The sequence below is a fragment of the Arthrobacter sp. ov407 genome (assembly GCF_900102895.1).
GTDB lineage: Bacteria > Actinomycetota > Actinomycetes > Actinomycetales > Micrococcaceae > Arthrobacter.
Genome location: NZ_FNGD01000009.1, coordinates 107,976 through 125,562, shown reverse-complemented (window position 1 = coordinate 125,562; position 17,587 = coordinate 107,976). Strand labels below are relative to the sequence as shown.

Below are 17,587 nucleotides of genomic sequence, written 5' to 3'. Positions count from 1 at the left end.
GACCGGTGCAGGGCTCCGGCGCGACGTCCCGCCCGGAGGCGTTAGAGTTAAAAGGCATGTCTACCACCCGAAGGAGGGGCCGTTGGGAATCTTGGACACCATCCGGAATCCGCAGGACCTGAGTAAGTTGTCCGGGGCGCAGCTGGATCAGCTGGCAGCCGAGGTCAGGAATTTCCTGATCGGCAACGTCTCCCAGACGGGAGGGCACCTGGGCCCTAACCTCGGCGTCGTCGAACTCACCATCGCGGTGCACCGGATCTTCGATTCCCCCCGCGACAGCATCGTCTTCGACACAGGACACCAGTCCTACGTGCACAAACTCCTCACCGGGCGGCAGGATTTCAGCACGCTTCGCCAGCAGGGCGGCCTGTCAGGCTACCCCGACCGCGGCGAATCCGAGCACGACATCGTCGAAAGCTCGCACGCGTCCTCGTCGCTGTCCTGGGCCGACGGCATCTCGCGCGCCCGGCAGCTGACCGGCGACGGCGACCGTTTCGTCGTCGCGGTGGTGGGTGACGGCGCCCTGACCGGCGGCATGGCCTGGGAGGCCATCAACAACATCGCGGCGGACAAGAAGCGCCGAGTCGTGATTGTGGTCAACGACAACGGCCGTTCCTACGCCCCAACCGTCGGCGGATTCGCCGACTACCTCGCGTCCCTGCGTCCCACGATCGATTCCCTCCGCGCCGCCCCCTCCTACGAAGGCACGCTCGATTGGTGGAAGCGCAAACTGCAGAACGGCGGCCACGCGGGCAAGTTCACGTACAAGAGCCTGCACGCCATGAAAAAGGGCATCAAGGACTGGTGGGCCCCGCAGGGCATGTTCGAGGACCTCGGCATGAAGTACATCGGGCCCGTCGACGGCCATGACCTCGAGGCCTTGGAAAACGCATTCTCCACGGCCAGGAACTACGCCGGGCCCGTGATCGTGCACGCCATCACCGAAAAGGGCCACGGCTACGCCCCTGCCCGCGCCCACGAAGCGGACCAGTTCCATGCCGTCGGGATCATCGATCCGGAGACCGGCGCACCCACCGAGGCCGGCGGCGCCAAGTCCTGGACCGCCGTGTTCGCCGACGAGATCGCCGACATTGCCGACGAGCGCAAGGACATCGTCGGCATCACCGGTGCCATGCTGATTCCGGTCGGGCTGCACAAGTTCGCCGCCCGGCACCCAGAGCGCGTGTTCGACGTCGGTATCGCCGAGCAGCACGCCCTCGCCTCCGCTGCCGGCATGGCGTTCGGGGGATTGCACCCGGTGGTCGCGGTCTACGCGACGTTCCTGAACCGTGCCTTCGACCAGTTGCTGATGGATGTGGCCCTGCACAAAGCCGGCGTGACAATCGTCCTGGACCGGGCCGGCGTGACCGGACCCGACGGCGCTAGCCACCACGGAATGTGGGACATGGCCATGGTTCAGATCGTCCCCGGGCTGCACCTCGCGGCACCGCGCGACGCCACCCGGCTGCGGGAAGAACTGCGCGAGGCCGTGGCCATCGAAGACGCCCCCAGCGTGATCCGCTATTCCAAGGGAAGCGTCGGCGCCGAAGTTGAGGCGGTCGAACGTTTGGACGACGGCGTGGACGTGCTGGCCCGCCGCCCCGCAGGCTCCAGCGAGAACGACGTCCTGATCGTCAGCGTGGGCGCCATGTCTGAACTCGCGCTGGACGTCTCCAACCGGCTCGGAGCCCAGGGCATCAGTTCCACGGTGGTGGATCCCCGCTGGGTCCTCCCGGTCCGGCGGTCCATCATCGATCTCGCCGCAGACCACCGCCTGGTCATCTGCATCGAGGACGGTGTGCGGGCCGGCGGCGTCGGCTCCCGGATCCGCCAGGAGATGCGGGCGGCCGGTGTGGACACCGCCCTCAATGAGGTCGGCCTCCCGGTGGAGTTCCTCGATCACGGCACCCGCAACCAGGTGCTCGAACGCGTCGGACTGACCGCCCAGCAGATCACGCACGACGTCGTCGCCCAGGTCCTGGGCACCAAGGTGCCGTTTGCGCGCCCCTTGCCCGGACAGGAACACCCCAGCACCGGCAGCCTGCCGCTGCTGTAGCCAGCACATCTGTTGAGCACTACCCGTCCTGCGCCGCTCCTTGGCGCCGGCCGGCCCAGGAAGGAACTGGCATATGAGTGGAATTATCCGGGTTTACAAACGCGACGAAGAGGGCACCCTGCAGTTTAGGGAAGCCTGGTTTGATGAGGACTACAGCCAGTTCGTGATGAACCATGGTGTCGTCGGACACCAGAGCACCACCGACGAAACCGACGTCGAAGACGCCGAGGCCGCGGAGCGCCTCATGGACGCCTTCGCGGTGCAGTGCGCTGAGGACGGCTACGCTGAAATCCCCGAGGCGGAGCAGTTCTGGGTGGTGGCCCAGTATGCGCTGAAAACCAAGGATGGAACCAGCCGCGACCGGTACCTTGAGGAAAAAGCCAAGGACGCCCTGATCAGCCACCTGGCCTGGCGCGGCCTGGGGATTGTGGACCGCAGCGAGTTTTCCGACTCCAGGCTCAATATCTTCTGCCTCACCCCGGACGTCAACAAGACGGTCAGCGCCATAAAGGTCTGCATCCGCGGCGAGGACCTGGACTTTACCAAGCTGAGCATTGGCGCCGCGCCGTTTGGCGAGGACACTTATAAGCTCAAGCATTCACCGAAACCGGCCAACAGCTTCACGCTCTAGGCCACACCGGTAAGGAGCCGGCAACGGCTCACATCAGTTTGGGGGAAACCGACTGGAAGGCAACGCAGTGACGCGAAAATCTTCTCGACCAGGCAGCACTCCACTCCCCGCAGGACTGGCGGCGCCGGCGCGCAAGTCCCTCGCACACGCGGGGGTCGAAACCCTCGAAAACCTCGTGCAGCTTGGCCAGCGCCGGCTTGCCGGGATGCCTGGCGTCTGCCCGCGCACCGTCGCGCAACTCCAGGACGCCATGGACGAGCACGGGCTGGAACTGCCCGCAGGGTAGCGGCCTTGGCCGGGACGCCCGCCGGGGCGATATAGGCTAAATCCATGACTGAATATCGCCGCGTGGGAAATTCCGGACTGTCCGTCTCGGTCGTGGGACTCGGATGCAACAACTTGGGCCGTCCCGGGACCGTGACTGAATCGCAGGAAGGCACCGACGCCGTCGTGCATGCCGCCCTCGACGCCGGGATCACCTTCTTTGACGTCGCGGACACCTACGGCCGGGAGCCCGGTCTCAGCGAGAGAATGCTCGGCAGGGCCCTCGGTGCCCGCCGGGACGACGCCGTCATCGGCACGAAATTCGGCATGGACATGCGCGGCGCCAACGGCGAGGACTTCGGAGCGCGCGGATCCCGCCGCTACATCATCAAGGCGGCGGAAGCCTCGCTGCGCCGGCTCGGCACGGACTGGATCGACCTCTACCAGTTCCACACCCCGGACCCGCTCACGCCCATCGATGAGACGCTGTCTGCCCTCGAGGACCTCGTCACGAGCGGCAAGGTCCGCTACCTGGGCCACTCCAACCGGGCCGGCTGGCAGATCGCCGAGGCCGAGTACGTGGCGCGTGCCCGCGGGGGAGCCCGCTTCATCTCCAGCCAGAACCACTACAACCTGCTGGACCGCCGCGCCGAACTCGAGGTGACGCCGGCCGCCGAGGCATACGGACTGGGCGTCCTGCCGTACTTCCCGCTTGCCAACGGCCTGCTCACCGGAAAATACTCGGCGGGCCGGGCCCCCGAGGGAACCCGGCTCAGCCACACCCGCACCAACCTGGTCCACGACGCCGACTGGGAACAGTTGGATGCCTTCGGGAAGTTCGCGGCCGCACGCGGGCTCAACGAAGTCCAGGTGGCATTCTCCTGGCTTGCCGCCCAGCCGTCCGTAAGCAGCGTCATCGCCGGTGCCACCACGCCGGAACAGGTGCGCCAAAATGCCGCCGCCGTGGCCTGGATACCCAGCCATGCCGACCTCGCCGAGCTGGATGACCTCTTCCCGCGCACGCCCAAGGTGGCACTGTTCTGAACAGTGCGGCCCTGAACGGTCCGGCTGTGAGCGCCTCCACGGCGGACCCTGCCGTCACGCATTCGATCCTGATGGACGTCGACACAGGGATTGACGACGCCCTGGCCCTGGTCTACCTGCTGTCCCGGCCAGAGGTCCACCTCCAGGCAATCACGTGCACCGCAGGGAACGTCGGAGCCCGGCAGGTGGCGCTGAACAACCTGGCCCTGCTGGAGCTGTGCGGCCGCGAGGGCATCGAGGTCGCCATCGGCGCCGAGGTCCCGCTGGAGATCCCGCTGGTCACCACCGAGGAGACCCACGGACCGCAGGGGATCGGCTACGCCGAGCTGCCGCCGCCGCACCAGCAGATCTCGGGGCGGCACGCCGTCGACGTCTGGGTGGAGGAGGTGCGGGCGCACCCGGGGGAGATCACCGGGCTGATCACCGGCCCGCTGACCAATTTCGCGCTGGCCCTGCGCCGCGAGCCCGAACTCCCGCGGCTGCTCAAGGGACTCGTGATCATGGGCGGCAGCTTCTACTATCAAGGCAACACGACCCCGACTGCCGAATGGAACACCTCGGTGGACCCGCATGCGGCCAAGGAAGTGTTTGCCGCCTACCGGGGGATGCCCGAGGACAAACTGCCGGTCCTGTGTGCCCTGGAAATGACCGAGCGGATCGAGATGCGCCCGGAGCACCTGCGCCGCCTCGGCGAGGCCGCCGGCGCGCCGGAGCCTGAACTCGTCCTGCCCGAGCAGCCCGAAGGCCAGCGCAGCCGCTCCGGCAACCCCCTCGTCGCCTGCCTGTCCGATGCCCTGCGGTTCTACATGGAATTCCACCGGCTTTACGGCCAGGGCTATGTGGCGCACGTGCACGACGCCTTCGCGGCCTGCGCCGCCGCAGGACGCACACCGTTCGCCACCCGGCTGGCCACGGTCGACGTCGAGACGGATTCCCGGCTGCTGATCGGCACCACGGTGGCCGACTTCCGCGGGCTGTGGGGGCTGGCGCCGAACGCCAGGATTGTCTCCGACAACAACCCCGGGCACTGCTTCGACGAACTGATTTCCTCGGTCGGCGCCCTTGCCCGCGCGGTGGGCCCCCGGTTCTCGACACCCTGAAGCCGGGCATCATTGCTGAGTCAACGCGGGGAGTTCCCGGGCGGGTCCGCAGATCGCTAGGATGGCCGCTGCTCGCTAGGATAGTAGCTGCGCCGAGGTGACATGAGGCGGATGAACTTGTTGCACCCAGCCAAAGGAACACTCCCCATGTCACAGTCAGCCCTCACCGTCACTGCCCCTGGACAGGCGGCCGGCCGCAGGCGGCGCCTGCTCGAAATCGCAGGCGCCGCCGCCATCGCCGCCACGTACATCTTCCTGGTGCTGACCCAGCCCGCGGACATAGCCAACGGCCCGGCCAGTTTCTCTGCCCTCGTGGCCCTTGGCGGCTTCCTGCTCGGCGCGGTGCTGCTGATTGTGGCCGTCCTGCCGGTTCTCCCCACTTCCACCGTGGTCCTGATCCCCGTGGCCCTGGTCCTGAACGTGGTCCTCGGACAGCTGATGGGCAGCACCGGCCTGCCGTTCTACATCGACGCGATCGGCACCGTCCTGATCGCCGTTCTCGCCGGCCCCGCAGCCGGTGCCGCCACGGGCGCGCTGAGCAGCATCGTCTGGTCCTTCTTCAACCCCACCGTCCTGCCCTTCGCCGCCGGTGCTGCCCTCATCGGCTTCCTCGCCGGCATGGCCGCCCGCGGCGGCCTGTTCCGCCGCTTCTACTTCGCCCCCATCGCCGGCTTCGTCACCGGCATCCTGGCCGGCGTCGTCTCCGCCCCGATCGCGGCGTTCGTCTTTGGCGGCACGTCAGGGCTGGGCACCGGGGCGATCGTCAGCGCCTTCCGGGCCATGGGAGACACCCTCCTGGCCGCCATCACCAAGCAGGCGCTGATCTCCGATCCCATGGACAAGGCGATCGTCTTCACGATCGCAGCGCTGCTCGCCTACGCCCTGCCCCGCCGCACCACCTTCCAGTTCCCTTTCGTGCGGCACTACCGGGTGCTCGCCGGCAAGTCCCCGGCAACGCCGGACGCCTGACCCTCTGTGACCCCTGTGACCCTGTGACCCTGTGACCCTGTGACCCTGTGACCTTGTGACAGTGACACTCACACCGTGCTGATGACACCGCGCTAATGAGTCCGTGATTATGAAACAGCGTCTCCACCCCTTCACCGCGCTGACTGCCGCCGCCAGTGCCGCCGTCGTCACGACGGCGGCTGCGTACTGGCCGCTGTCTGTCGCCGTGGCCCTCGCCGCGGTGTTCCTCGCGGTGCGCCGCGAAGTTGCGGGGCGCGTCCTGCCTGCCGCGGCGGTGATCCTGACGCCCCTGTGCCTGTCCCTCCTGGTGCTCCACGGCCTGTTCTTCCCGGAAGGGCAGACCGTGCTGGCCCAGTGGGGCCCGGCCAGGGTAACCGCCGAGGGCCTGGGCTTCGCGCTGGAGCTCGGAACCCGGACCACCGCCTGCGTCCTGGCTTTCCTGCTCTTTTCCTTTACCGTGAGCGTTCCCGACCTCGTCTCCGCCCTCGCCGGGCGCAGGGTCCCGCCGCAGTTCGGCTTTGTCTTGGCCTCCACCCTCACCCTCCTGCCCGCCGTGTCCGTGCGCCTGGACCGGATCCGGCAGGCCCAGGAAACACGCGGGATGGTGGTCCGGCGCGGCCTGGTGTCCCGCCTCGGCGCCCTCCGCCTGCAGATGGTGCCGCTGGTCCTGGCCCTGATCGACGACGCCGGCAGCCGCGCCCAGGCGCTCGACGCCCGCGGATTCGGCAGCCCGGGTCCCCGCACCACTTACCGCGAAGTCGCCGACCCGCCCGCCCAGCGGCGCTTCCGGGCTGCCGCGCTGGTGTTTGCGGCAGCAGCCGTCGCCGGCCGGATTGTGGCCTCCTGGCCTGCCGGAGTGCCGTCATGACGGCGACCACCCGGACGGCGCTGCAGATCCGGGTCGAGGCGTTCACGTTCCACGGCGAGACCACCCCGGTGCTGAGCGGTGCGGCAATCTCGGCCACGCCGGGCTCCCTGACCGCCGTCCTGGGCGGCTCCGGGAGCGGAAAATCGACGCTGGGCAAACTCATGGCCGGCTGGCTCCAGACCGGTCACGCGGGACAATTCCGCGGCAGCCTGGAGCTCGACGGCACCTTGCTGGAATTCCGCGGCGCGCCCGACGATCCCCGAATCAACCCCGCCGAATGGTCGCGCCGCGTGGCCTTCGTCCCGCAGGACGCGTCCGCGATGCTCTCCTCGGTGCGCGCCACAGTCGCGGAGGAGCTGGCCTTCGGCTTGGAAAACCGCGCGACGCCGCGGGAAGACATGCTCAGCGCGGTGGAGCGCACCGCCGCGCGCACGGGACTCTCGGACCTGCTGGACCGGGACCCGGCCACGCTCTCCGGAGGAGAGCTGCGCAGGCTCGCCGTGGGCTGCGCCGTCATCGCGGAACCGGACGTACTCATCCTGGACGAGCCCCTGGCCTCGCTCGACGCGGCAGGAGCCGCGCAACTCGAGGATCTAGTCCGCAGCCTCCGCGGCAGCGGGACCGGCATCGTCCTGCTGAGCCAGGCGGCGGACCGCCTCGCCCGGGAAGCCACGCACTGGACAATACTTGATGGCAGGACCGTCACCGCCGCCGGGGCGCCGGCACAACTGGCCGGCTCGGCCGAGCTGGAGCGCGCCGGTGTGATTGGTGTAGGCGGCCCCGGCGTTCTTGGGCCGAGAGCAATCGCACCCAGTGTTGCTATTGGATCCAGCGTTGCTGCCGGAGTCCGCGGTCCCGGTCCGGTGCCTGTCGCGGCGCCCGGCCCCGGGTCGGCGTCGCTCGAATTGCGCGGAGTAGGGTTCGGCTACGGCCAGGATCCGCGGCGGCGAGGTGCGCCAGTGCTGGCCCGGGTGCTCCGCGACGTGGACTTCGCCGTGCACCCTGGCGAGATCATCGCCGTGACCGGGCCCAACGGCGCCGGCAAATCGACACTGCTGCGGCACTTCAACGGTTTGCTGCGGCCCACGGAGGGGGACGTGCGGGTCTGCGGGCGCAGCATTGCCGGCGTGCCGGTGGGAACTGTCGCGGCCTCCATGGGCCTGTTGTTCCAGCACCCCAGGGACCAGCTGTTCGAACGGACTGTCCTGCGGGAAGCCGCGTTCGGACTCGGGCAGCTGTTCGGGAAAGCCGAAGCCGAGGGCAAGGCCCGGGCGGCGCTGGCCGCGGTGGGGCTGTCCGGTACCGAGGCGGCCCACCCGGCTGAATTGTCTGCCTCGCAGCAACGTCTGCTCGCCCTGGCCACGGTCCTAGCCCGCGAACCGGCAGTGTTGGCCCTGGACGAGCCCACCGTGGGGCTGGACCGGCACGGCCTCGAGGCGCTACAGACCGCCGTCGTCCGCGCCGCCGCGCGGGGCGCCGCCGTCGTCATAGTCACCCATGACCTAAGTTATGCAAGGCTGAACGCGCACCGCGTCCTGGAACTCACGGGCGGCCGGCTGAGCGAGATCTGACGCCGGCCGGGGTTTCCGCTACTCCCGTTCGAGGGAGCGATCGCTGCAGACGCTCTCCACCAGATCCGCCAGCTCATCGACGCCGCGGGAGGCGCGTATCGCGGTGCCGATCCGGCCGCTTGCTTCCCGGTAGGAGCTGTTGGACAGGACGGTGCGGACAGCCTTGGCGACGGCCTCGGGCGTTGCCCGGTTGGTGCGGAGGTTGATGCCGGTGCCGGACCAGGCCACGCGGGCGGACACTTCGGCCTTTTCCTCTGTCTGACCAGCCACGACCAGCGGCACGCCGTGCCGCAGCGCGAACTGCACCCCGCCGTATCCGCCGTTGGTGACCAGGACGTCGGTCTTGGGGAGCAGCTCGTCGTAGGGCAGGTAGGAGGCGACACGGACGTTGTCGGGCAGCGGGCCGGAAAGCGCGTCCACGGGGCGGCCGCCGGTGGTGACCACCACCAGGACGTCGTCGTGCGCCAGGCCTTCCAGGGTGGGCCGGACCAGGTCATCAAAATCCCCGTTGGCAACGGTGCCCTGGGTGACATGGACAACGGGGCGGCCGGCGTCGAGTTCGGACCACCACGCGGGAAGCCCGGCCCCGGGCGTCCCGCCCAAGGTGGCCGTACTACCCGTCGCGTCAGGAGTGCTCTTCCCACCCTGGGACACCGGGCCCACAAAGTGGACCGTCCCGGGGAGGTCGGAGCGCGGGTATTCAAAGTCCGCAACGGTGAACTGGGCGATATGGTCCGCGGCGCGCGGCCAGTCCATGAAGAAGGTCGGGAAGGGGGACCCGGTGACATCCCTGGAGATCTCATTGGCGTACTTCTGCACCGGGCCGAAGACCACTTTTTCGGTCAGGGCCTGCATGGCCCGATTCCGCACCCGGCCGGGCAACCCCGGCATCGGCTCGATGCCCAGCCCGTACGGGGCGGTATCGCGGCTGGCGAGGCTGAGCGGAACGATTCCGCAGTTGATGACCGCCGGACGGTTGACCGCCGGCCCGGACAGCAGCAGCGCGGCACCCATGAACAGTGATTCGGCCAGGACGGCATCGACGCGGCGTTCCGCGGATGCCGCCAGGATGGCCTGGTGTTGGGCCTTGCCCGGGCGCATGAAGATCTCCTGGATATCGAAGCGGATCCCCTTTGGGCCCTTCAGGCCGACGCGGCCTGGGAAGGCGGCATCCAGGCTGGTGTCATCGAAATCTGCTTCCGGGGGCAGCGGGATAAACGAAGCGCCGGTCCGGGACACCTGGCGTTCGAAGCGCTTGCCGGTGAGGAAGCGGACGTCATGTCCGTGTTCAACGAGGCCGGCGGCAACCGCAAGCATCGGCGTGACGTGGCCGACCAAAGGGCTGGAGCAGACGAGTACCGATGCCATGGTGTCTCCTTATTGGATGAGTGCGTTGCATCAGTTTTCATTACTGTGAGACAGTAGTCAATATGGCAATTGAAACTTCCCGTCCGAGGCGCTACCGGTCCGCGTTGCGCGAAGAGCAGGCTTCCGCCACGCGCCAACGCGTGCTCGAATCAGCTGGCCGCTGCTTTGCGGAGAAGGGCTTCACGGCAACGACGCTGGGTGCCATCGCGGCCGACGCCGGTGTTTCCGTTGAAACGGTCCAGGCCCACGGGCCCAAGAAGCGGCTGCTGCTCGCTGCCCTGGAGGCGGCGTCAGCCGGCGAGGACGGCGGGCGGTCCATCCTTGAAGTGCCGGAGGCGCAAGCCGTGCTGGCTGAGGAGGACGCCCGGACCGGCCTGCTCGGCCTGGCCTCCTTCGCGGCGGAACTCAACGGCAGGATCGGGCGGTTGTGGCAGGCCATGGCCGCTGCCGCGCAGGGCGACCCGGAGCTTGCGTCTGCGCATGCCGGCTTGCAGGAGCGTATCCGGACGGACTTCCTGAAGGTCGCCCGATTGCTGCAGCAGCGTGGCGGGCTTCGGTCCGATATTCCACTGGAAGAAGTGGCCTTGACCCTGTGGCTCCTGACCTCCCCGTACCAGTATGAGCACCTCGTGGTGCAGGCCGGCTGGACGCCGCAGCGCTACCTCGCGTGGCTGCGGCGGATGGTCCTCGAGGCCGCGCTGGCGCCCGGAACATGATCGTCGCTTAGGCGTCAACGACAGCGACGCCGCCGCCCGGACCAAAGTCCAGGCAGCGGCGCCACAAGGCGGAGCCGTGCAATCCGGCTCCCGGCCGGCTCCCGGCCGGCGTAGGCCGGATTTACGCCGGTTCGGACGCCACCCCCGGGGCCAGGAATTTCTTCCCGTTGACCCGCTCCGAGGCGCCCACCCGATCCAGGTACGGGGTGATACCGCCCAGGAACATCGGCCAGCCCGCGCCGAGGATCATGCAGAGGTCGATGTCCTCGGGGCCGGCCACGACGCCCTCCTCGAGCATGAGTCCGATTTCCTCCGCCAGCGCGTCCTGCGTCCGGCGGAGCACCTCTTCGCCGGTGGACGGTGAGCTGCCGAAGGACATCAGCGCCAGCGTTCCGGCCGGGATGAACGGCTTGCCGTCCGGACCCGGCACCGGCGTCCCATTCTGCACGGCCCAAATGGACGTCACGCCATTGTCGATCAGCGCCTGCAGGTTCTCCGAGACTCTAAAGCGGTCCCCGAACGCCGCGTGCAGCGATTCCTGGACGTGCTGGGCAACGGGCAGGCCCACCATGGCACCGAGCACAAACGGAGTCATGGGCAGGCCCATCGGACGCAGCGCGTTATCCGCCACTTCGGCGGGCGTGCCCTCGTCGAAGGCCGCGGTGACTTCACCCATGAGGCGCAGCAGGACGCGGTTGACCACGAACGCCGGGGCGTCTTTGACCAGTACGGCGGACTTCTTGAGTCCCTTGGCGAGCTCGAACGCGGTGGCCAGTACGGCGTCGTCGGTCCTCGGCGCGCGCACGATCTCCAGCAGCGGCATCACGGCCACCGGGTTGAAGAAGTGGAAGCCAACCAGGCGCTCCGGGTGCTCCAGGTCCTCCGCCATCGCCGTGACGGACAGCGAGGACGTGTTCGTGGCAAGGATACACTCTGCCGAGACGATCGCCTCGACTTCCTTGAAGACCTGCTTTTTGACGTTGAGTTCCTCAAAGACCGCCTCAATGACGAAGTCGGCGTCGGCGAAGGCCTCCTTGGAAACAGATCCCGTGACGAGCGCGCGGGTGCGGTTGGCGGCGTCGGGGCTGATCCGTCCCTTCGCGAGCAGCTTGTCCACCTCGGCGTGGACGTAGCCCACACCCTTGTCCACGCGGGCCTGGTCAATGTCCGTCAGCACAACCGGAACCTTTTGCTGGCGGGCGAAGAGCAGTGCCAGCTGGCTCGCCATCAGCCCGGCGCCCACGACGCCGATCTTTGTCACCGGGCGGGCGAGCTTGCGGTCCGGGGCGCCGGCGGGACGCTTGGAGCGCCGCTGCACGAGGTCCAGGAAGGCGTAGACGGTGGAGCGGAACTCGTCGGTCTGCATGAGGTCCGCCAGCGTCTCGCATTCGAGCTCGGCGGACTGCGCTTGGGTTAGGGTGCGGTTAGCTTCCATGACGTCCAGGACCTTGGCCGGCGCCGGTGAGGCGTTGGAGGTCTTGGCCTCCACAAAGGCCCTGCCCTTGGCGACGGCGGCCGCCCAGCGTGCGGCGACCTCGGGAGCGGAAGGGTCCACCGCGTTCGCCCGCTCCGGCGCCACGGTGCCGGCAATGACTTTCGCGGCCCAAGCAAGGGACTGTTCCACAAAGTCGGCCGGTTCAAACATCGCGTCCGCCATGCCGAGCTGGTAGGCCTGTGGCCCGGTGAGGGTGCGGTTGTTGGTCAGCGGGTTTTCGATCATCACCTTGAGGGCGTTCTCTGGCCCGATCAGCCGCGGCAGGATGTAGACCCCGCCCCAGCCCGGTATGAGTCCGATGAACGCCTCGGGAAGGGCCAGCGCGCCGGCGCTGGTGGAGACTGTGCGGTAGGTGGACTGCAGTGCGATCTCCAGGCCGCCGCCCAGGGCCAGGCCGTTGATGAACGCGAAGCTCGGCACGCCCAGGCCGGCCAGGGTGGCGTAGACGTCGTGGCCCAGCTGGGCCATCCACCGGCCCTGTTCGCGTCCGCTGACGGACTTGACCGTTGACAGGTCGGCGCCGGCCACGAGGAAGTACGGCTTGCCGGTGACGCCGACGCCGGCAATCTCGCCGCGGGCGGCGCGTTCCTTGAGCCCTTCCAGGACCGTGCCGAGTTCGATCAGCGTGTTGGGTCCGAGCGTGGTGGGCTTGGAGTGGTCCAGACCGTTGTCGAGAGTGACCAGTGCGAAGATGCCGGGGCTCTTGCCGTTGACGGGCGGCAGTTCAATGTCCTGGACATAGGAGTGGGTGACCGTCTCGTTCGGGAAGAGGTCGGCAAGCTTGCGGAAATCAGCGGCGCTCATGCTGTGGCTCCAGTCTTGGTGGTCGTGGTCTCTGCGTGCTGTGCTTCGATGACGGGTGCTTCGATGCCGTAATCCGCGTGATGCGGGTTCTCCCAGATTACGGTGGCGCCCATGCCCAGGCCGATGCACATCGTGGTCATGCCAAAGCGGACCGAGGGGTCCTCCTCGAACTGCCGGGCCAGCTGGTTCATCAGCCTGACCCCGGAGGACGCCAGCGGGTGCCCGACGGCGATCGCCCCGCCGTAGCGGTTGACCCGGGGGTCGTCGTCGGCGATCCCGAAGTGGTCCAGGAAGCTGAGGACCTGGACGGCGAAGGCCTCGTTGATTTCGAACAGTCCGATGTCCCCGATGCCGAGTCCGGCGTTCTTGAGGGCCTTTTCGGTGGCCGGGACCGGGCCGATGCCCATGACTTCGGGTTCCACACCGGCAAAGGCGTAGGCGACCAGGCGCATCCTGACCGGCAGCCCAAGTTCCTCGGCAGCATCGGCGGAGGCCAGCAGGGCGGCCGTTGCGCCATCGTTCAGGCCGGCGGCGTTGCCCGCCGTGACCCGGCCGTGGGCGCGGAACGGGGTCTTGAGGGCGGCCAGGTCCCCGAGTGAGGTTCCGGGGCGCGGGGGTTCGTCCACGGTGTTGACGGTCCAGCCCCGGCCCGGCTTCATCGTGGCGACGGGCACGAGGTCGGGCTGGATCTGGCCGTTGGCGTAGGCCGCGGCGAGTTTGGCCTGCGAGGCGACGGCGTAGGCGTCGGTGCGGTCCTTGGTGATGGCCGGGAAGCGGTCGTGCAGGTTCTCGGCCGTGTTCCCCATGTTCAGGGCGGCGGGGTCCACGATCCGTTCGGCCATGAAGCGCGGGTTGGGGTCGGAGCCTGCGCCCATCGGGTGGTTGCCCATGTGTTCCACGCCGCCGGCGATCACGACGTCGTACGCGCCGAAGCCGATGCCGCTCGCCGTCGTGGTTACGGCCGTCATGGCGCCGGCGCACATCCGGTCGATCGCGAAACCGGGCACCGTCCGGGGGAGTCCGGCCAGCAGGGCGGCGGTGCGGCCGATGGTCAGCCCCTGGTCGCCGGTCTGGGTGGTGGCGGCGATCGCGACCTCGTCGATCCGGTCCGCCGGAAGCGAGGGGTTGCGGCGCATCAGTTCGCGGATGCACTTGACCACGAGGTCGTCGGCGCGGGTGCCGGCGTAGATGCCTTTTTCGCCCGCGCGGCCGAACGGGGTGCGGACGCCGTCGACAAAGACGACGTCGCGGACGGCGCGGGGACCCGCGGTGCGGGGACTCGCGCTGCTGGGGGTTCCACTGCTGTGGGCTTGGCTCACCTGATACTCCTCATTGAGACATGGTTGCCGGAACCCCGCCGGTGGCAGGGCTTGCCACAGGCTGGAGGGATCCGGGCGACATCATGACTTATGTTACTCGCCAGTAACATGGCTGACAAGGAGGAAAAGGAGCAGTCCCGGGAGGACCTGCTAGAGCGTGGAACCCGATGGCGTCTCCGCGGGGGCCTTGGGCTCCTTCACGGGCAGCGGCTCGGGGTGCAGGAAGGCCTCGGCAATGAGCGGAGCAGCAATTTCGATCTGCCACTGGCGCGCCCCGAGGTTCGCCAGTTCCTCGGCCACGCCTTCCTCGCTGAGCTCAGCCGGCGGACGCCATGCGACCCGCCGAAGGTAGTCCGGAGTTAGCAGGTTTTCCACTGGCAGGTTCAGTTCCTCGGCCCTGGCCTGGAGTTTCGGACGGGCGGTGGCAAGCCTGGCAGCCGCCTCCGGGTCCCGGTCCGCCCAGACGCGCGGGGGTGGGGGCGCGTTGGTGGGCAGGTGCAGCGGCGGCAGGTCCTCAAGGGCCCTGGCCATTCCGATGCAGCGCAGCCAGCGGGGTGCCTCGCGCTGCGCGGCGCGGCCGTGGAAGCCCTTGGTGCCCAGGAGCTGGGGAACAGTGGAGGGCATTGCCTTGGCGGCGGCGACGAGGGCGGAGTCGGGGATCAGCCGGCCAGGGGCGACGTCGCGCTTCTGGGCCAGTGAATCGCGTTCCAGCCACAGCTCCCGGACTGCGGCCAGTTGGCGGCGGTCCCGGATCTGGTGGAGCCCGGACGTCTTGCGCCACGGATCAACGCGGGGCGGGGCCTGTCCGGCCTCGAGGATGGCGGCGAATTCCTGCTCGGCGTATTCCAGTTTTTCGTCCGCCACGAGGAGTTCGATTAGTTCCTCGCGCAGTTCGGTGAGGACTTCGACGTCGAGCGCCGCATAGCGCAGCCACGGTTCCGGCAGCGGGCGGGTGGACCAGTCGGCGGCGGAGTGTTCCTTCGCCAGGCCGAAGCCCAAGAGCTGTTCGATGACGGCGGCGAGGCCCACCCGGGGCAACCCGGCCAGACGCGCGGCGAGCTCGGTGTCAAAGAGTTTGTCCGGCCACATGCCGAGTTCGGACAGGCAGGGCAGGTCCTGGCTGGCGGCGTGCAGGATCCATTCGACGCCGCGCAATGCGTCATTGATGATGCTCAGGTCCCCGAAGGGTTCTGGATCGATCAGCCAGGTCCCGGAGCCTTCGCGCCGGATCTGGACCAGGAAGGCGCGCTGGCCGTAGCGGAAGCCTGAGGCCCGCTCCGCGTCCACGCCCGCAGGGCCGTGGCCGGCGGCGAGGGCCGCGGCGCAGCGTTCGAGTCCGGACTGGGTTTCAATGACCAGCGGCACGCCGTCGCGGGGAACGTCGAGGTCGATTACTTCAGGGACCAGGCTGTCGAAGCCTTCCACGGTGATGTGGGCTGTGGTGTCAGCGGCCTCGGCCGTATTGCGAATGGCGCCGGCCGTGCTGATTTCCGGATTCTGAGGGGTCATGGTCTCTACAGTTTACCGACAACATGGCGTCTAAGGCCGTGACCGTGGCCGAACAGGCGCCTCATGCGTGTCCGCGGGGGCGCCGGGGAAGGGGCGTCACGCCCTCGGGCAGTGGCGGCAGTCCGGCGAAGGTGCAGACCATGTCCGACCACGCCTCAAGGTGCGAGGTGATGTCCGGGGTGGCCGGGGTCCAGGAGGCGCGGAGCTCAATGTCGATTGAATTCGGCCGGTCCGATAATGTTCCAAAGCTCTCCGAGAGCACCCTGGTGGCGGTGCCGCCGGCGGAGCGGTACGGGGCCTGATGGTTATCCAGCGCCTCGACCAGCCACGTCCAGGCCACGGACCCCAGGAGCTCGTCGTTGCCCATCTCGGCTTCCAGCTGGGCACGGATGTAGGTGACGATCCGGAACTCCCCGTCCCACACGGCGGAGCCGTCGGGATCGTGGAGCAGAATAAAGCGGCCGGTGGCCAGTTCGACGTCGTCGCTGCCTGACGCCCGCGCCAGGGCCGCGGCGGCCGGGCCGTGGACCGGCCCGCCGGCGGGGGACTCGCCCGGTCCGATCACCTCGGCCCCCAGAGCCACTGCGAACGGCGCCAGCCGCGACGGTGCCGGAATTTCGTCCAGGTGCAGCTCGCTGCGGCAGCGTGCCTGTCGAAGGGTCCCCAAGGCGAAGAGGAAATCTGCCGGAACCTGATCGAGGGAGCTCACCTTGGAAGGCTATGCAACGGCCAGGCCCCTGCCCGGCAGGCTCGCCGCCGGGCAGGGGAAGCCGTGCAGGGCTCAGGCGCCGGCGAGCTCGCGCTTGATGGCCGCAATGAAGGAATCAACGTCTTCCTCGGTGGTGTCGAAGGAACACATCCAGCGGACCTCGCGGGCCGCCTCGTTCCAGTCGTAGAAGCGGAAGGACTTGCGCAGCCGGTCCGCGACCCCGGGAGGCAGGACGGCGAAGACACCGTTGGACTCGGTCTTCTGGCTCAGTTCGACGCCGGGGATAGCCTCAACGCCGGCGCGCAGCCGGGCGGCCATGGCGTTGGCGTGCGAGGCCGACCGCAACCACAGGTCACCCTCGAGGAGGGCAATGAACTGAGCGGACATGAACCGCATCTTGGACGCCAGCTGCATGTTCATCTTGCGCAGGTACACCAGGCCGTGGGCCGCTTCGGGGTTCAGGGCGACCACAACCTCGCCGAACAGCAGGCCGTTCTTCGTGCCGCCGAAGGAGAGGATGTCCACGCCGGCGTCGCGGGTGAAGGCCCGCAGAGGAACGCCCAGGTGCGCGGCGGCGTTGGCCAGCCGGGCGCCGTCCATGTGCAGTTTCATGCCCTTTGCGTGGACATGCTCCGCGATGGCCCGCACCTCGTCCGGGGTGTAGCAGGTACCGAGCTCGGTGGTCTGGGTGATGGATACGGCCAGCGGCTGGGCGCGGTGCTCATCGCCCCAGCCCCAGGCTTCCTGGTCGATCAGTGCAGGCGTGAGCTTGCCGTCGTGGGTGGGGACCTGCAGCAGCTTGATGCCGCCGATCCGCTCCGGTGCACCGTTTTCGTCCATGTTGATGTGGGCGGTGGAGGCGCAAATGACGGCACCCCAGCGCGGCAGCAGCGACTGCAGGGACAGGACGTTGGCGCCGGTGCCGTTGAACACGGGGAAGCACTCGATGCCTTCACCGAAGTGCCCCTCCATCAGTTGCTGCAGGCGCGCCGTGTAGTCGTCTTCGCCGTAAGAGACCTGGTGGCCTTCGTTGGCGGCGGCCAAGGCCGCGAGAACCTCCGGGTGCACGCCGGAATAGTTGTCCGAGGCGAAGCCGCGGACGGAAGGATCGTGGAGCCGCACCGCAGTGCTGGCAGGGTCAGTTTCAACTGTGCTGGTCATCGT

General features: G+C 68.4%; 15 protein-coding genes. 9 read left to right on the top strand and 6 right to left on the bottom strand.

Features of this window, described 5'->3' with window-relative positions:
• The first annotated feature begins 82 nt into the window (after positions 1-82).
• The 8 genes from dxs (at position 83) to BLS42_RS13245 (ending at position 8,503) form a co-directional block, all read left to right on the top strand.
• Entirely contained in the window at positions 83-2,056 is a 1,974-nt protein-coding gene (gene dxs, locus BLS42_RS13280) for a 1-deoxy-D-xylulose-5-phosphate synthase (RefSeq protein ID WP_090581877.1), read from the top strand.
• Between the two features lie 73 nt (positions 2,057-2,129).
• Positions 2,130-2,687 carry a hypothetical protein gene (locus tag BLS42_RS13275; RefSeq protein ID WP_090581875.1) on the top strand — a complete coding sequence of 186 codons (558 nt, stop codon included), beginning with the start codon at positions 2,130-2,132 and terminating at the stop codon, positions 2,685-2,687.
• A gap of 67 nt (positions 2,688-2,754) precedes the next feature.
• The gene (locus tag BLS42_RS13270) at positions 2,755-2,973 is read left to right on the top strand and encodes a helix-hairpin-helix domain-containing protein (RefSeq protein ID WP_090581873.1); all 219 of its coding nucleotides are present in this window, start codon (positions 2,755-2,757) and stop codon (positions 2,971-2,973) included.
• A 44-nt stretch (positions 2,974-3,017) separates the two neighbouring features.
• Positions 3,018-3,995, top strand: coding sequence for an aldo/keto reductase (locus BLS42_RS13265; RefSeq protein WP_090581871.1), 978 nt, complete (start codon positions 3,018-3,020; stop codon positions 3,993-3,995).
• A gap of 71 nt (positions 3,996-4,066) precedes the next feature.
• Complete coding sequence (locus BLS42_RS13260) at positions 4,067-5,095, top strand: nucleoside hydrolase (protein ID WP_090581996.1); 1,029 nt, start codon at positions 4,067-4,069, stop codon at positions 5,093-5,095.
• A 147-nt stretch (positions 5,096-5,242) separates the two neighbouring features.
• A complete protein-coding gene (locus BLS42_RS13255; RefSeq protein ID WP_090581869.1) occupies positions 5,243-6,064 on the top strand; it encodes a glycosyl transferase family 9 in 822 nt (273 codons plus the stop codon).
• A 109-nt stretch (positions 6,065-6,173) separates the two neighbouring features.
• Positions 6,174-6,932 (top strand): energy-coupling factor transporter transmembrane component T, encoded by a 759-nt coding sequence (locus tag BLS42_RS13250; RefSeq protein ID WP_090581867.1) that lies wholly within the window; start codon positions 6,174-6,176, stop codon positions 6,930-6,932.
• Positions 6,929-8,503, top strand: a complete 1,575-nt coding sequence (locus BLS42_RS13245; protein ID WP_090581865.1) for an ABC transporter ATP-binding protein — start codon at positions 6,929-6,931, stop codon at positions 8,501-8,503. Before BLS42_RS13250 ends, BLS42_RS13245 begins: the two co-directional genes overlap by 4 nt.
• Before the next feature lie 18 nt (positions 8,504-8,521).
• Here the strand turns inward: BLS42_RS13245 and BLS42_RS13240 are convergent, their stop codons facing one another.
• Complete coding sequence (locus tag BLS42_RS13240) at positions 8,522-9,871, bottom strand: nucleotide disphospho-sugar-binding domain-containing protein (protein ID WP_090581863.1); 1,350 nt, start codon at positions 9,869-9,871, stop codon at positions 8,522-8,524.
• Between the two features lie 62 nt (positions 9,872-9,933).
• Here BLS42_RS13240 and BLS42_RS13235 point away from each other — a divergent pair, with 62 nt between their 5' ends.
• A complete protein-coding gene (locus tag BLS42_RS13235) occupies positions 9,934-10,587 on the top strand; it encodes a TetR/AcrR family transcriptional regulator (protein WP_090581861.1) in 654 nt (217 codons plus the stop codon).
• A gap of 121 nt (positions 10,588-10,708) precedes the next feature.
• Here the strand turns inward: BLS42_RS13235 and BLS42_RS13230 are convergent, their stop codons facing one another.
• From BLS42_RS13230 to BLS42_RS13210, 5 genes are all read right to left on the bottom strand, one after another.
• Positions 10,709-12,886: a 3-hydroxyacyl-CoA dehydrogenase NAD-binding domain-containing protein gene (locus BLS42_RS13230; protein WP_090581859.1), complete on the bottom strand. Its 2,178-nt coding sequence runs from the start codon at positions 12,884-12,886 to the stop codon at positions 10,709-10,711.
• A complete protein-coding gene (locus tag BLS42_RS13225) occupies positions 12,883-14,205 on the bottom strand; it encodes a thiolase family protein (protein WP_090581857.1) in 1,323 nt (440 codons plus the stop codon). Before BLS42_RS13225 ends, BLS42_RS13230 begins: the two co-directional genes overlap by 4 nt.
• Before the next feature lie 150 nt (positions 14,206-14,355).
• Positions 14,356-15,714 (bottom strand): HRDC domain-containing protein, encoded by a 1,359-nt coding sequence (locus BLS42_RS13220; RefSeq protein WP_090581855.1) that lies wholly within the window; start codon positions 15,712-15,714, stop codon positions 14,356-14,358.
• 61 nt (positions 15,715-15,775) lie between these two features.
• A complete protein-coding gene (locus BLS42_RS13215; RefSeq protein WP_090581853.1) occupies positions 15,776-16,423 on the bottom strand; it encodes a DUF3000 domain-containing protein in 648 nt (215 codons plus the stop codon).
• Between the two features lie 72 nt (positions 16,424-16,495).
• Complete coding sequence (locus BLS42_RS13210; RefSeq protein WP_090581851.1) at positions 16,496-17,584, bottom strand: threonine aldolase family protein; 1,089 nt, start codon at positions 17,582-17,584, stop codon at positions 16,496-16,498.
• Positions 17,585-17,587: the final 3 nt, after the last annotated feature.